The 13,457-nt window shown below is 72.3% G+C and carries 14 protein-coding genes; 2 read left to right on the forward strand and 12 right to left on the reverse strand.

Annotated features, from left to right (window positions below):
* Nucleotide 1 precedes the first annotated feature (1 nt).
* From ACQPYX_RS25115 to iolC, 8 genes are all read right to left on the reverse strand, one after another.
* On the reverse strand, nt 2–937 hold the full coding sequence (locus ACQPYX_RS25115) for a sugar phosphate isomerase/epimerase family protein (RefSeq protein ID WP_433799995.1): 936 nt from the start codon (nt 935–937) through the stop codon (nt 2–4).
* Nucleotides 938–1,122: 185 nt separating this feature from the next.
* Nucleotides 1,123–1,476 (reverse strand): universal stress protein, encoded by a 354-nt coding sequence (locus ACQPYX_RS25120; protein WP_433799996.1) that lies wholly within the window; start codon nt 1,474–1,476, stop codon nt 1,123–1,125.
* On the reverse strand, nt 1,473–2,891 hold the full coding sequence (locus tag ACQPYX_RS25125; RefSeq protein WP_433799997.1) for a sugar porter family MFS transporter: 1,419 nt from the start codon (nt 2,889–2,891) through the stop codon (nt 1,473–1,475). The genes ACQPYX_RS25120 and ACQPYX_RS25125 overlap by 4 nt, the downstream gene beginning before the upstream one ends.
* Before the next feature lie 76 nt (nt 2,892–2,967).
* Nucleotides 2,968–4,506 (reverse strand): CoA-acylating methylmalonate-semialdehyde dehydrogenase, encoded by a 1,539-nt coding sequence (locus tag ACQPYX_RS25130; RefSeq protein ID WP_433799999.1) that lies wholly within the window; start codon nt 4,504–4,506, stop codon nt 2,968–2,970.
* 15 nt (nt 4,507–4,521) lie between these two features.
* Nucleotides 4,522–6,429: a 3D-(3,5/4)-trihydroxycyclohexane-1,2-dione acylhydrolase (decyclizing) gene (gene iolD, locus ACQPYX_RS25135; RefSeq protein ID WP_433800000.1), complete on the reverse strand. Its 1,908-nt coding sequence runs from the start codon at nt 6,427–6,429 to the stop codon at nt 4,522–4,524.
* Complete coding sequence (iolB, locus tag ACQPYX_RS25140) at nt 6,429–7,340, reverse strand: 5-deoxy-glucuronate isomerase (protein ID WP_433800001.1); 912 nt, start codon at nt 7,338–7,340, stop codon at nt 6,429–6,431. The genes iolD and iolB overlap by 1 nt, the downstream gene beginning before the upstream one ends.
* The gene (locus tag ACQPYX_RS25145; RefSeq protein WP_433800003.1) at nt 7,337–8,239 is read right to left on the reverse strand and encodes a class I fructose-bisphosphate aldolase; all 903 of its coding nucleotides are present in this window, start codon (nt 8,237–8,239) and stop codon (nt 7,337–7,339) included. Before ACQPYX_RS25145 ends, iolB begins: the two co-directional genes overlap by 4 nt.
* Nucleotides 8,232–9,212 carry a 5-dehydro-2-deoxygluconokinase gene (gene iolC, locus ACQPYX_RS25150; protein WP_433800004.1) on the reverse strand — a complete coding sequence of 327 codons (981 nt, stop codon included), beginning with the start codon at nt 9,210–9,212 and terminating at the stop codon, nt 8,232–8,234. The genes ACQPYX_RS25145 and iolC overlap by 8 nt, the downstream gene beginning before the upstream one ends.
* 122 nt (nt 9,213–9,334) lie before the next feature.
* Here iolC and ACQPYX_RS25155 point away from each other — a divergent pair, with 122 nt between their 5' ends.
* Nucleotides 9,335–10,090: a GntR family transcriptional regulator gene (locus ACQPYX_RS25155; protein WP_433800005.1), complete on the forward strand. Its 756-nt coding sequence runs from the start codon at nt 9,335–9,337 to the stop codon at nt 10,088–10,090.
* Between the two features lie 67 nt (nt 10,091–10,157).
* Here ACQPYX_RS25155 and ACQPYX_RS25160 read toward each other — a convergent pair whose 3' ends face one another.
* Nucleotides 10,158–10,508, reverse strand: coding sequence for a LysM peptidoglycan-binding domain-containing protein (locus ACQPYX_RS25160; protein ID WP_433800006.1), 351 nt, complete (start codon nt 10,506–10,508; stop codon nt 10,158–10,160).
* Between the two features lie 156 nt (nt 10,509–10,664).
* Between ACQPYX_RS25160 and ACQPYX_RS25165 the strand changes: the two genes are divergently transcribed.
* On the forward strand, nt 10,665–10,829 hold the full coding sequence (locus tag ACQPYX_RS25165) for a hypothetical protein (RefSeq protein ID WP_433800007.1): 165 nt from the start codon (nt 10,665–10,667) through the stop codon (nt 10,827–10,829).
* A 73-nt stretch (nt 10,830–10,902) separates the two neighbouring features.
* Here the strand turns inward: ACQPYX_RS25165 and ACQPYX_RS25170 are convergent, their stop codons facing one another.
* The 3 genes from ACQPYX_RS25170 to ACQPYX_RS25180 all read right to left on the reverse strand — a co-directional run bounded on the left by ACQPYX_RS25170 (nt 10,903) and on the right by ACQPYX_RS25180 (nt 13,424).
* Nucleotides 10,903–12,045, reverse strand: coding sequence for an acetyl-CoA C-acetyltransferase (locus ACQPYX_RS25170; RefSeq protein ID WP_433800008.1), 1,143 nt, complete (start codon nt 12,043–12,045; stop codon nt 10,903–10,905).
* 78 nt (nt 12,046–12,123) lie between these two features.
* Complete coding sequence (locus tag ACQPYX_RS25175) at nt 12,124–12,750, reverse strand: histone-like nucleoid-structuring protein Lsr2 (protein WP_433800009.1); 627 nt, start codon at nt 12,748–12,750, stop codon at nt 12,124–12,126.
* Between the two features lie 125 nt (nt 12,751–12,875).
* Nucleotides 12,876–13,424, reverse strand: a complete 549-nt coding sequence (locus ACQPYX_RS25180) for a hypothetical protein (RefSeq protein WP_433800010.1) — start codon at nt 13,422–13,424, stop codon at nt 12,876–12,878.
* Nucleotides 13,425–13,457: the final 33 nt, after the last annotated feature.

Below are 13,457 nucleotides of genomic sequence, written 5' to 3' on the forward strand. Positions count from 1 at the left end.
CCTAGGCGGTGGTGAGGGCGGCGGGGCCGACGGCGACGGCGCCGCCGCAGCCGGCGAGGTAGGTGCGGGTGCGCTTGGCGATGGGCAGCGGCATGTCGGCCGGGCAGGGGTACATGTCCTGCTCGACGATCGCGAACACGTCCGGGTTGACGGGGAGGACGGCCTCCTCGACGGCGCGGAGCACGTCGGGCATCGAGGGCACGCCGTGCGGCGGCTCGATCATCGCGCCGGCGCGGACGGCGTCCGGGAACGGCAGGTCCTCGGCCTCGACGCGGGCGACGATCGCCGGGTCGACCTGCTTGAGGTGCAGGTAGCCGATGCGCTCCGGGTACTTCCGGATGATCGCGACGTTGTCGCCGCCGTAGTAGGAGACGTGCCCGGTGTCGAGGCACAGGTTCACGTAGCGCGGGTCGGTCGACTCCACGAAGCGCTCGATCTCGCGCTGGTAGCCGACGTGCGAGTCGGCGTGCGAGTGGAACTGCACCCGCAGCCCGTACTCCTCGAGCACGCGGCGGCCGAGCGTGTCCATGCCCGTGGTCAGGCGGTCCCAGGACGCGGCGTCGAGCTCGCGGGGCTCCTTGGGCGCACCGGTCTTGTGGTCGCGCCACGGCTCCGGGATGACGACGAGGTGCTCGCCGCCGACCGCGCGGGTCAGGGCCGCGACGTCGGCGACCTGGTCCCAGACGTGGTCCCACGACTCGGGCTGGTGCAGGTGCTCGAAGACGGTGCCGGCCGAGACGGAGAGGCCGTGCTCGCGCAGGGTGTCGGCCAGCGCGGTCGGGTCGGTGGGCAGGAAGCCGTAGGGGCCCAACTCGATGACGTCGTACCCGGCGGCGGCCACCTCGGCGAGGAAACGCTCGGGGGTGGTCTGCTCCGGGTCCTCGGGGAACCAGACGCCCCAGGAGTCGGGGGCGGAGCCCACGCGGATGCTGCTCACTGCGATCTCCTCGATGAGAGTGGGGCCGAACGGGGACAACGCTAGGCAGTCGCCCCGGCTTTGTACAGACATACTGTCAAGATATTTAGAGCGCTCTAGGTGGGTGTCGAGGCCGCCCGGGCCGAGATCCACGTCAGGCACACCCCGACGCTGCTGGGCCTGCCTGACGGACACCGGGCCGTGCTTCAGGCCGGCGGCTTGACCGCCAGGACCGGCACGGGCGACTCCAGCAGCAGACGCTGCGAGATGCTCCCCAGCAGCGCCTTGCTCACCGGCGAGCGGCGCCGCACGCCGATCACCAGCCGTTCGACGTCGCCGCGCTCGTCGATCTCGTCGAGCACCGCCTCCGACGGGTCGCGGTCGCCCGCGCCGCGCCGTTCGACGACCTCCGCGCCGTCCGGGACGAGCGACGGGTCGAGCGCCGACAGCGACAGGTTCAGGACGACGAGCTTCGCGTCCAGCAGGGCTGCCTCCGCGGCGCCCGCCGCGAGCGCGTGCGTCCCTTCCGCTCCTTCTCCGACCGCCACGAGCACACTCATCGGACACCTCCTGCGGAGCGGAAGTCGGCCTCGAGCTCCTCGAGCGACCGCCCGCGGGTCTCGGGCACGTAGCGGTGGGTGAAGACCAGGGCGATCAGGCCGAGCACGACGAAGATGAAGAACGTCGGCGCGATCCCGATCGCCTCCACCGTCGGCGGGAAGACCAGGGCGACCACGGCGTTGGCGATCCACAGCACGAACACGCTGATGCCGATGGCCAGGCTCCGGATCTTCAGCGGGAAGATCTCGGAGAGGATCAGCCACACCAGGGGGCCGATCGTGCCCTGCATGCAGAACACGAACAGCACGACGAACACCAGGATGAAGTAGGCCTTCGCCGTGCCGTCGGGCAGCAGCAGCGCGGAGAGCCCGACGAGCAGGTGGAACGTCGTCGTGAGCGCGAAGCCGCCGAGCAGCATCGTCCGCCGGTCGATGCGGTTGATCAGCAGGATGCCGACGGTGATGCCGAGGACCGAGAACAGGCCGTTCAGGGTGTTCGCGATGATCGCGGCGCTCGCGGAGAACCCGGCGTCGCCGAGCAGCTGGGTGCCGTAGTACATGATCGAGTTGATGCCGGTGAACTGCTGGAACACGCCCAGCCCGGCGCCGATGAGGATGAGCCGGCGGATCCAGCGCACCGACAGGTCGGACGCCCCACCGGTGCGGGAGAGCTCCTCCTCCTCGGCCAGCCGGTGCACCTCGGCCATCTCGGCCCGCGCCCGCTCGGGGGTGCGGACCTGCTCGAGGACCGCGAGGGCCTCGTCGTCACGACCCTGCCCGACGAGCCAGCGCGGGCTCTCCGGCATCCGCAGCATCCCGATGAACAGCGCGATCGCCGGGAGCAGCGCGACGACGAGCATGACGCGCCAGATGGCGTCGACCTCGCCCCAGACGTTGAAGATGATCGCGTTGATGACGAAGGCCGCGAACTGGCCGGAGACGATCATGACCTCGTTGCGGGTGACGAGCCCGCCACGGCGCTCCGCCGGGGCGATCTCGGCGAGGTACACCGGCACGGTGGCCGAGGCGCCGCCGACGGCGAGTCCGAGCACGAAGCGGAACAGCGCCAGGACCTCCCAGTTCGGGGAGGCCACGCAGCCGATCGTGCCGATCATGAAGACGACGGCGAGCAGCAGGATGTTGTGCCGGCGGCCGTAGCGGTCGGAGAGCCGTCCGCCGACCATGGCGCCGATCGCGGCACCGAAGATCAGGATGCTGACGACGATGCCCTCGGTGACCGACGTCAGTCCGAGGTCGCGAGTCAGGGGTTCCAGGGCGCCGTTGATGACGCCGGTGTCGTAGCCGAAGAGCAGGCCGCCGAAGGTGGCGACGACCGCGATCAGCCCGAGCCGCGATGAATGCGGCCCCTTCGTGTCGGGCGGCAGGTCCGGTGGTGCCGCGGAATCGGTGCTCATGATCGCTCCTCCCCGATGAGGGCGTCGTGGGTGAGCCCGACGGCGGGTGTCGTGTCACCCGCCGTCGGGAAGGGGGTCAGCCGTTGGTGGGGAAGCCGAGGTTCAGGCCGGCGTGGGACGGGTCGAGCCAGCGGGTGGTGACGACCTTGCCGCGGGTGAAGAAGTGCACGCCCTCGGTGCCGTGGGCGTGGGTGTCGCCGAACAGCGAGTTCTTCCAGCCGCCGAAGGAGTAGTAGGCCATCGGCACCGGGACCGGCACGTTGACGCCGATCATCCCGACCTCGACCTCGTTCTGGAAGCGCCGCGCGGCTCCGCCGTCGTTGGTGAAGATCGCGGTGCCGTTGCCGTAGGGGTTGGCGTTGATCAGGTCGACGGCCTCGGCGTAGGACTCGACGCGCACCACCGAGAGCACCGGACCGAAGATCTCGTCGGTGTAGACGCTCATGTCGGTGCCGACGTGGTCGAGCAGCGTCGGGCCGACGAAGAAGCCCTCCCCGTCGGCGTCGAAGTCACCCTGCCGACCGTCGACGACCACGGTGGCGCCCTCGCGCTCGCCGGCGTCGATGTAGCCCGACACCCGCTCCTGCGCGGCCTTGGTGACCAGCGGTCCCATGTCGCACGAGCGGCGGCCGTCGCCGGTGCGCAGCCCCTCGGCACGGGTCCGGATCTTCTCGACGAGTTCGTCGGCGCACGAGCCGACCGCGACCAGCGCCGAGATCGCCATGCACCGCTCTCCCGCCGACCCGAAGCCGGCGTTGACGGCCTGATCCGCGGCGAGGTCGAGGTCGGCGTCGGGGAGCACCACGGCGTGGTTCTTCGCGCCGCCGAGGGCCTGGACGCGCTTACCGTGGGCGGTGCCGGTCTCGTAGATGTAGCGGGCGATCGGCGTCGACCCGACGAAGCTGATGGACTTGACGTCCGGGCTGGTCAGCAGCCCGTCCACGGCGACCTTGTCGCCGTTGACGACGTTGAACACGCCGTCGGGCAGGCCCGCCTCGCGCCACAGCTCGGCGATCCACAGCGCCGCGGAGGGCACCTTCTCCGACGGCTTGAGCACCACCGTGTTCCCGGCGGCGATCGCGACCGGGAAGAACCACATCGGCACCATCGCCGGGAAGTTGAACGGCGAGATGATCCCGACGACGCCGAGCGGCTGACGCACCGAGTGCACGTCCACCCCGGTCGAGGCGTTCTCGGTGGCCCCGCCCTTGAGCAGGTGCGGCATGCCGCAGGCGAACTCCACGACCTCCTGGCCGCGGGCGACCTCGCCGGCGGCGTCGGAGAGGACCTTGCCGTGCTCGGCGGTGATCAGCTCCGCCAGCTCCGGCGCGCGGGCGTTGAGCAGCTCGCGGAACCGGAACAGGATCGTCGTGCGCTTCGACAGCGAGGTGTCCCGCCATCCGGGGAACGCGGCCTTCGCCGTGGCGACCGCGTCGAGGACCTCCTCGGCGGAGGCGAACGGGACCCGCTTGGTGACCTGGCCCGTCGCGGGGTCGGTGACGTCGCCGAAGGTGCCGCTCCCGCCGGGGGCGGCCTTGCCGCCGATCCAGTGGGTGAGCTCGGGGACGCCGTCGTCGGTGGGGGTGGTCGCGGTGTCGTCCAGCGTGCTGGTCATCTCTGGTCTCCGGTCTCAGTGCTTCTCGGCGGGCGCGAGGAACGGGCGCTGCCTCGCCTTGTGGGCGTCGTAGGTGGCTCGGGCGGACTGCGTCGAGGCGAGCGTGGAGGTCTCGCTGACCGGCACGTCCCACCACGACCGGGAGTCGGGTGCCCCGATCAGCGGGTCGGTCTCGACATGGACAACGCTGGCGACGGAGTCCGCTTTCGCGGCCTGCACGGCCGCGGCGAACTCCTCGGCCGTGCGCACCCGGCGGACGGGCACACCGAGCGACTCGGCGTTGGCCGCGAGGTCGACCGGCAGGTGCGAGCCGTCGAGGCGACCGGACGGGGAGCGGTAGCGGTAGCTCGTGCCGAACCGCTGCGAGCCCAGCGACTCCGACAGCGAGCCGATCGAGGCGAAGCCGTGGTTCTGCACGAGCACCACGATCACCTTGAGGCCCTCCTGGACCGCGGTGACCAGCTCGGTGGCCATCATCAGGTACGAGCCGTCGCCGACCATGACGAAGACGTCGCGGTCGGGCGACCCGAGCGCGACCCCGAGCCCGCCGGCGACCTCGTAGCCCATGCAGGAGTAGCCGTACTCGACGTGGTAGCCCTTCGGGTCCCGCGTCTGCCACAGCTTGTGCAGGTCGCCGGGCATGGAGCCGGCGGCGCAGACCACGACGTCGCGCGGGTCGGACAGGTCGTTGACCATGCCGAGGACCTCGTTCTGCGTGAGCAGGCCGTCGGCGCCGCCGTTCGGGGTCGCGGGGTGGTACGCGGCGTCGACCGTCGCGGCCCACTCCGCGTCCAGCGCGCGGTAGTGCTCGACGTAGGACGCGTCGACCGCGTGGCCCTCGAGGGCGGCGGTCAGCGCCTCCAGCGTCTCGCGGGCGTCAGCGACGACCGAGACGCCGGAGTGCTTCACCGCGTCGATCGGCGCGACGTTGACGTTGACGAAGCGGACGTCGGGCGCCTGGAAGGCGGTGCGGCTCGCCGTCGTGAAGTCGGAGTACCGCGTGCCGATCCCGACGACGACGTCGGCCTCCGCAGCGACCGCGTTGGCGGCGGTCGTGCCGGTGGAGCCGATCGCCCCGAGGCACTGCGGGTGGTCCCACGCGAGCGTGCCCTTGCCCGCCTGCGACTGCCCGACCGGGATGCCGGTCGCCTCGCAGAACGCGGTGAGCGCCTCGACCGCGCCGCTGTAGTGCACGCCGCCGCCGGCGACGACGAGTGGCCGCCGCGCGGAGCGGATGATCTCGGCGGCCCGCGCGACGGCGGAGCGCTCCGGGAGCGGGCGGGCGACGTGCCAGGTGCGCTCGGCGAAGAGCTCGACCGGCCAGTCGTGCGCCTGCGCCTGCACGTCCTGCGGGAAGCAGACGGTGACCGCACCGGTCTCGACCGGATCGGTGAGCACGCGCATCGCCGAGAGCAGCGCGGCGGGCAGCTGCTCGGGGCGCCACACGCGGTCGAAGTACTTCGAGACGGGGCGGAAGCAGTCGTTCACCGTCACGTCGCCCGCGCTCGGGAGTTCGAGCTCCTGCAGCAGCGGCGAGGCCGAGCGGTCGGCGAAGGTGTCGGCCGGGAGCAGCAGCACCGGCAGCCGGTTGATGGTGGCGAGGGCAGCACCGGTGACCATGTTCGTGGCGCCCGGGCCGACGCTCGACGAGACGGCCCAGGTGCGCAGCCGGTCCTGGGTACGGGCGTAGGCGACGGCGGTGTGCACCATGGCCTGCTCGTTGCGGCCGAGGACGTAGCGCAGTGCGTCGGGCTCCTCCAGCTCGGCCTGCAGCAGCGCCTGCCCGAGGCCCGCCACGTTGCCGTGGCCGAAGATCCCGAAGCAGCCGGCGAACAGCTTCTGCCGGACGCCGTCGCGCTCCGAGTACTGCGCGGCGAGGAACTTGACCGTCGCCTGGGCGACGGTCAGCCGGATCGTGTCCACTACTGCCCTCCTGCTCTGGTCGAGCTCCGCTCCGCTGCGTCTCCGACGAGACGAGCGTCGATGCTCTGGTCGGCCCAGGTCTCCCGCACCCACGCCTGCTCGGGGTGGTCGGTGATCCTCCAGGCGCGCTCCGGCCCGGGGCCGGCCATGACGTTGAGGTTGTACATGTCGTGCCCGGGCGCGGCCATGCACGGTCCGTGCCAGCCGAACGGGACGAGCACGGTGTCGCGGTCGCGGACCTCGACGAGCACGTCGATCTCGCCCGCCTCGGAGGTCGACGTGCGGTGGTAGCCGATGCCCGGGGTGCCGTGCGGGGACGGCGCGATCTCGAAGTAGTAGATCTCCTCGAGCTCGGACTCGTGCGGGCCCGCGGTGTCGTGCTTGTGGGCCGGGTAGCTCGACCAGTTGCCGTTCGGGGTGATCACCTCGCAGGCGATCAGCGAGGCGGTCTCGAAGACCCCGACGGTGCCGAAGTTGCGCACCTGTCGGCTGGCCTGTCCGGCGCCGCGCAGCTCGACCGGCACGTCGCCGGCCGGCGCGTAGCGGAACGGCAGCTGCTGGTCGGTGCGGGCGCCGGTGAGCGCGAACCGCCCCTCGCCGCGGACGGTGACCTCCGCGTCGACCGGGAGGTAGGCGACGTCGGTGGGGCCCGCGAAGACGCCGGAGCGCCCGCGCAGCTCGTACGTCGTGCTCCCGAGCGAGACCGCCCCCGACCCGGCGAGCGGGACGACGAACATCTCCTCACCCGCCGTCGGGATGCTGCGTTCCTCCCCGCGGGCGAGCGTGAACGTGCGCAGCGAGGAGTACGACCAGCCCGCGACGGACGGCGTGATCAGGGTGTCGAACCCGTCGGCCGCTGTGCTCCCCGACGGCAGGTGGAGCTCGTTGCCCCGGACGGTGGCGGCGGTCATGCGGCGGCCTCCTTCGGCGGACGCACCAGCGACACCGCGGTGTCGACGGCGGCGGCGACGTCGTGGTCGGGCGGGTAGAGCAGGGAGCGGCCGACGACCAGGCCGCGGACGCCGGGGAGGGCGAGGGCCCTGGCCCAGGAGGCGTAGGTGTCGTCGGGGTGGCCCGCGGGGTCGCCGCCGAGCAGCAGCGTGGGCAGCGTGGTGGCCGCCATGACGCGCTCCATGTCGTCGATGACGGGCAGCTTGAGCCAGGTGTAGGCGCTCGAGGCGCCGAGGCCCTGCCCGATGTGCACCGAGCGGATGACGGCCTCGGCCGAGAGGTCGTTGACCACCTTGCCGTCGATCCGACGGGACATGAACGGCTCGACCATCGCGACGACGCCGGCCCGGTTGGCCTCGGTGACGACCTGCGCGCAGGACTCCAGCGTGGCGACGGTCGCGGGGTCGCCGAGGTCGATGCGGGTGAGCATCTTGATGGCCTCGAAGCGCGCGTCGACGGTGGCGGCGACGTCGTAGCCGGTGAGCCGGTCGTCCATCTCGAAGACCGAGCCGGCGAGCCCGCCGCGGTTCATCGAGGAGACCACGACCTTGTCCTCGAGCGCGCCGAGCAGCAGCAGGTCCTCGAGGACGTCGGCGGTCCCCAGGACGCCGTCGACCCCGGGCCGGGCGAGGGCGGTGACCAGCCGGTCGAGCAGCTCCGGGCGGCTCTCCATCGCGTCCGGGTTGCCGCGGACCGACAGGGCGCCGCGAGCGGGGTGGTCGGCCGCGACCAGCATGAGCCGGCCGTCGGCGGGCAGGAACGGCTGACGCGACCGGGCGGCGAGCAGCGCGGCGACGCGGCCCGGGTCGTGGGCGCGGACGTCGCGGAGCTCCGCGAGGTCGGCCACGAAGTCAGGCATCGGACTCCCCGTTCTGGTTGGGGTCGCCGCCGGACAGGAGGGTGTCGATCTCGGCGGGGGTGGGCATGGCGGTGGAGCACTCCAGGCGGGACGCGACGATCGCGCCGGCCGCGTTGGCCCGGTGCAGGACCTCCTCGAGCGGCCAGCCGGCGAGCAGGCCGTGGGCGAGCGAGCCGCCGAAGCTGTCGCCCGCGCCGAGGCCGTTGTACGGGGTGATGTCGATCGGCGGGGAGACCACGCGCTCGGTGCGGGTCTTGGCGAGCACGCCCTTCGGGCCCTGCTTCACGACGGCGAGCTCGACACCGGCGTCGAGCAGGGCGTCGGCGGCCTTGTCGGGGTCGGTCTCGTCGACCGCGACCTCGCACTCCTCGCGGTTGCCGACCGTCACCGTGACCTGCCCGAGGATCTTCTGGATCTCGGCGCGGGCCTGCTCCGGGGTCTCCCAGAACATCGGCCGGTAGTCCAGGTCGAGCACGGTCCGGCCGGCGCCGCGGGCGGCGAGGGCCTCGTGGTGCGCCGAGCGCGACGGCTCCTCGGACAGCCCGGTGACCGAGAGCCACAGCAGGTCGGTGCCGGCGATGGCGTCTAGGTCGAGGTCGGCCGGGCGGACCTGCAGGTCGGGCGCGGTGGGCCGACGGTAGAAGTACAGCGGGAAGTCGTCCGGCGGGAAGATCTCGCAGAAGGTGACGGGCGTGGCGTACTCGGTGTTCGTGACGACGTAGCGGTCGTCCACCCCGAGCCGGTTGAGCTCCCGGCGCACGTAGCGGCCGAACGGGTCGTCCCCGACCCCGGTGATGATCGCGGCGCGGCGCCCGAGGCGGGCCGCGGCGACCGCGACGTTCGCGGTGGTGCCGCCGAGGAACTTGCCGAACGAGGTGACGTCCTCCAGCCCGACCCCGACCTGCAGCGGGTAGATGTCCACCCCGGCCCGGCCGAACGTCAGGACCTCGGGGGGTGCGACGGAGGCGTTCATGGATGACCCTCTCGGTGCTGGTGGGTTCCGGCGTCGTCCGGAACGGTAGGCCGAGGCACCGACAACGTCAATACTTTGTACAGACATGATGACAATAGGACTTGGGGCGGTACGCTGCGCCCATGGCCACCCGCTCCGAGGCCGTCCCGCTGGACGTGCGGCTCGACCGGACCAGTCCCGTGCCGCTCTACCACCAGCTCTCCCAGGCGATCGAGAGCAAGATCGCGTCCGGCGAGCTGCAGCCCGGGGACCGGATCGAGAACGAGCTCGCGCTCACCGAGCGGCTCGGCCTCGCGCGCCCCACCGCGCGGCAGGCGATCCAGGAGCTGGTCCGCAAGGGCATGCTCGTGCGCCGCCGCGGCCTCGGCACCCAGGTGACCCGGCCCGCCATCCACCGCGACGTCCGGCTCTCCTCCCTGCACGAGGACCTCACGACGGCCGGTCGCTCCCCCCGCACCCGGCTGCTCGCGACCGACGTCGTGCCCGCGTCGTCCCTCGGGCTCCCCGACGTGCTCTCCCCCGACGAGACGCTGCAGCAGGTCCGTCGGCTGCGCTCCGCCGACGACGAGCCGCTCGCCGTCATGACGAACTACCTGCCCGAGCGGCTGCGCCTCACCGACGACGACCTGGCCGAGCTCGCCGGCACCGGCCTCTACGACCTGCTGCGCGCCAAGGGCGTGCAGATCGCCATCGCCCGCCAGACCATCGGGGCGCGGCTCGCCACCGACGAGGAGGCGACGCTGCTCGAGCAGGAGACGCCGCTGGCCTGCGTCACCGCGGAGATGCTGGTGTACGACGACGCCGGTGCGCTCGTGGAGGTCGGGCGCCACCTCTACCGCGCCGACCGGTACACGGTGGAGACCTCGGTCGTCGTGTAGGTGGCTTCGCCCTGTGAGTAGAAATCCGTGCTCTGACACGGATTTCTACTCACAGGGCGAAGCCACCTCAGCGCACGGTCAGGCGTTGACCGGGGCGGATGAGGTCGGCGTCGACGAGGTCGTTGCGTCGGACGAGTGTGCTCACCTCGACGCGGTACCGGGACGCGATCGACGAGAGGGTGTCGCCCGGGCGGACGGTGTAGGACCCGCCGTCCGCCTCCTCCGCGGCGAGTGACGGACGACCCGACGATCCCCACCCGCTCGTCACCGACGACACGAACGAGCCGAGGCTGCTCCCGGCCTCCCCGAGAGCACGCCCGCCGGCGCGCGCGGTGGCCGCCGAGTTCGCCGGCTCGGAGATGACGGCGACGAGGAGAACCACGAGGACCACCAGACCGACGATCCGCGCCAGGTTCATGCGGAGATCCTCACCCGCGCCCGCCGACTGCGTCGACCTCGCCAGACAGGATGGGCCGGACGCCGCAGCAGGTCAGGGCTGAGCAGCCGTTCCCGATCGTCCGGAGAGCCCCACCTCCTTGCGGCCGACCCGGGCACTCCGCACGATCGACCGACGATGGATCTCCTGCCGCTGGCCTTCGTCCTGCTCGTCGTGCTCTTCGTCCTCGTCCCGTTCCGTCGCCGCATCGGCGGCGCCGGCGGCGGTGCCGAGAAGGCCCTCGTCGGCGCGGTCTGGGTGATCGTCGGGGTCGTGGTCGCGTTGATCGTCGCCAACCGCTGACCCCCACACGCACGAACGGGCCGTTCGTCACCGAAGATCGTGACGAACGGCCCGTTCGTGGGTCGGGACGGGCTCAGACGCGCTCGATGATCGTCGCGTTCGACTGGCCGCCGCCCTCGCACATCGTCTGCAGACCCCGGGTGCCCCCGGTGCGGCGCAGTTCGTGCACGAGCTTGGTGGCGAGCACGGCCCCGGTGGCGCCGAGGGGGTGGCCCATCGCGATGGCGCCGCCGTTGACGTTGGTGCGCTCCAGCGGCGCGCCGGTCTCCTCGGCCCAGGCGAGCACGACCGGTGCGAACGCCTCGTTGCACTCGAAGAGGTCGATGTCGTCGATCGTCAGGCCGGCCTTCTTCAGCACCGACCGGGTCGCCGGGATGGGACCGGTGAGCATGAGGACCGGGTCCTCCCCGACGACGGCCATCGTCGAGACCTTCGCGATCGGCTCCAGGTCGTGCTCACGCATCGCCTGCTCGGAGGCGATCAGCATCGCCGCCGACCCGACCGACACCTGCGACGACACGGCCGCGGTCAGCGCGTAGCCCTCACGCAGCGGCGGGAGGGACGCCATCTTCTCCAGGTCGACGTTCGGCCGGATGCCCTCGTCGTGGGACAGGTGGTTCAGCGGGGCGATCTGCCCGGTGAAGCGGCCCTCGTCGGTGGCGACGGCGGCGCGGCGGTGCGACTCCACCGCGAACTCCTCCATCCGCTCCCGCGTGATGCCCCACTGCTCGGCGATGAGCTGCGCGCCGCGGAACTGGCTGATCTCCTGCTCGCCGTAGCGCTCGATCCACTTCGCGCCCTCGCGGCGGGTGCCCATGCGCTCGAGGACGGCGGCGTTCGCGTCGATCGGCACGATCGCCATGTTCTCCACGCCCGCGGCGACCACGAGGTCCTGCGTGCCGGACATGATCGCCTGCGCCGCGAAGTGCAGCGCCTGCTGCGACGAGCCGCAGGCACGGTTGATCGTCGTGCCGGGCACGTGCTCGGGGTAGCCGGCGGAGAGCCACGCCGTGCGGCCGATGACCCCGGCCTGCGGGCCGAGCTGGGTCACGCAGCCCATCAGCACGTCCTCGACGGCGCCCGGGTCGACGCCGGTCCGCTCCATCAGGGCCGTCAAGGCGTGCGCGCCGAGGTCGGCGGGGTGCACGTCGGCGAGCTTGCCCTTGCGGGTCCCGACGGGCGATCGGACGGCGTCGACGATGTAGGCGTCGGCCACGGTGCCTCCTACGAGCGTGTGCGGTTCCTGACGATCAGTGTCGGCGGTGGGCCACCGTTGACGCCAGCAGCAGCGGTGTCAGCTCTGTCGCGCGGCCGTGGCCTGGTAGTTGGCGATGAGGTCCTTGGTGAGCTGGCCGCGTGCCTTGACCTCGATGCCCTCGTCGATCGCCCACGCACGGATCCGCTCGCGCTCGTCCGCCGTCAGCCCGTCGCGGCCGCGCTTCTCCTCGGCCGGCTCGGCGGACTCCAGGGTGGACTCCAGGGTGGACTCCACGGCGGGGACCTCGGCGGGGACCTCGGGCGGAGCGGAGGCCCGCTCCGACGCCGAGTCCGCTCGGCTCAGCAGCGCCGGGTCGCCCGCCTCGAACGCCTCCACGACCCACCCGGGCAGGCGACCGCGCGACGACAGCCCGGCCCCGTGCTCGTTGGCCCAGGTCCGGATCTCCTGGTTGCGCTCCCGGGACGACGACGACGAGGACGACGACGCGGCCGCAGCAGGCGCCGGGGTCGCCGGGGACGTCCGCCGCCCGCCCGTCCGCCGGGCGGCCGCGACGTAGCGCTCGAGCGCGCTGCGCAGCTCCCCGGCGTTCGTGGTGGAGAGGTCGATCTCGTAGGACGCGCCGTCGAGTCCGAAGTCGACGGTCTCCTCGGCGGTGCCGCCGTCGAGGTCGTCGACCAACGTGACCGTGGTCCTGGTGGCCATTCCTGCACTCCTCGGGGCGGCCGGGCGGATGAGCTCGGAGGTCGCCGGTCCCCCCGGCCCCGCTCCTCGCGCTGGTCCTACCAGGTGCCCCCGACGATCAGCGCGGGACACGGAGGCGATCAGGGTCACACCCCGCACAGCCCGAGCAGCCGGTCCCGGGCCGACGACGACGCCGGCGGACGCGCGGGCAGCAGGATCCCCACCTGCCGCCAGAGCTCCGCGCGCGGTTCGAGCCCGACCAGGACGGCCGCCGCGAGGTCGTCGTCAACCGGCGAGGGCAGCCCCACGGTCCGCGACAGCGCCTCCGCCCCGAGGGTGCGCGCGACGATCAGCTGCCACAGGTACTCCTCGACGGTCTGGTCGCCGAAGGAGGAGTGCACGGTCGCGGCCGGGTCGGTCACGGCGTCCGCAGCCGCGCGCGCCCGGCGGGCCAGGTCGGGGAACGGCCCGACGTCGGGCTCGCCCGCCTCGGCCATCGTCTCCCCCGCCAGCTGCGAGGGGATCCACGCCTCGTCCCGCGCGAGGTGGTCGACCGCGTCGCGCACCGGGCGGCCACCGATCGGGTCGGAGGCGAAGACGGGAGCGGGAACCCGCTCCCAGCCGTCGTCGGGAAGGGCCGCGATCACGCCCTCGATCGCGCGGTCCGCCTGCCGGAAGGTCTCCACCGGGTTCATGACGACGAGTCTGGCCGGGAAGGCGGTCAGGTC

The sequence above is a fragment of the Actinomycetospora sp. CA-084318 genome, assembly GCF_050955885.1.
GTDB lineage: Bacteria > Actinomycetota > Actinomycetes > Mycobacteriales > Pseudonocardiaceae > Actinomycetospora.

Coding starts and splice junctions, on each gene's coding strand:
- ACQPYX_RS25120 (WP_433799996.1), bottom strand. CDS start 1,476: ATGAGTGTGCTCGTGGCGGTCGGAGAAGGAGCGGAAGGGACGCACGCG.
- ACQPYX_RS25125 (WP_433799997.1), bottom strand. CDS start 2,891: ATGAGCACCGATTCCGCGGCACCACCGGACCTGCCGCCCGACACGAAG.
- ACQPYX_RS25130 (WP_433799999.1), bottom strand. CDS start 4,506: ATGACCAGCACGCTGGACGACACCGCGACCACCCCCACCGACGACGGC.
- iolB (WP_433800001.1), bottom strand. CDS start 7,340: ATGACCGCCGCCACCGTCCGGGGCAACGAGCTCCACCTGCCGTCGGGG.
- ACQPYX_RS25145 (WP_433800003.1), bottom strand. CDS start 8,239: ATGCCTGACTTCGTGGCCGACCTCGCGGAGCTCCGCGACGTCCGCGCC.
- iolC (WP_433800004.1), bottom strand. CDS start 9,212: ATGAACGCCTCCGTCGCACCCCCCGAGGTCCTGACGTTCGGCCGGGCC.
- ACQPYX_RS25155 (WP_433800005.1), top strand. CDS start 9,335: ATGGCCACCCGCTCCGAGGCCGTCCCGCTGGACGTGCGGCTCGACCGG.
- ACQPYX_RS25160 (WP_433800006.1), bottom strand. CDS start 10,508: ATGAACCTGGCGCGGATCGTCGGTCTGGTGGTCCTCGTGGTTCTCCTC.
- ACQPYX_RS25165 (WP_433800007.1), top strand. CDS start 10,665: ATGGATCTCCTGCCGCTGGCCTTCGTCCTGCTCGTCGTGCTCTTCGTC.
- ACQPYX_RS25175 (WP_433800009.1), bottom strand. CDS start 12,750: ATGGCCACCAGGACCACGGTCACGTTGGTCGACGACCTCGACGGCGGC.
- ACQPYX_RS25180 (WP_433800010.1), bottom strand. CDS start 13,424: ATGAACCCGGTGGAGACCTTCCGGCAGGCGGACCGCGCGATCGAGGGC.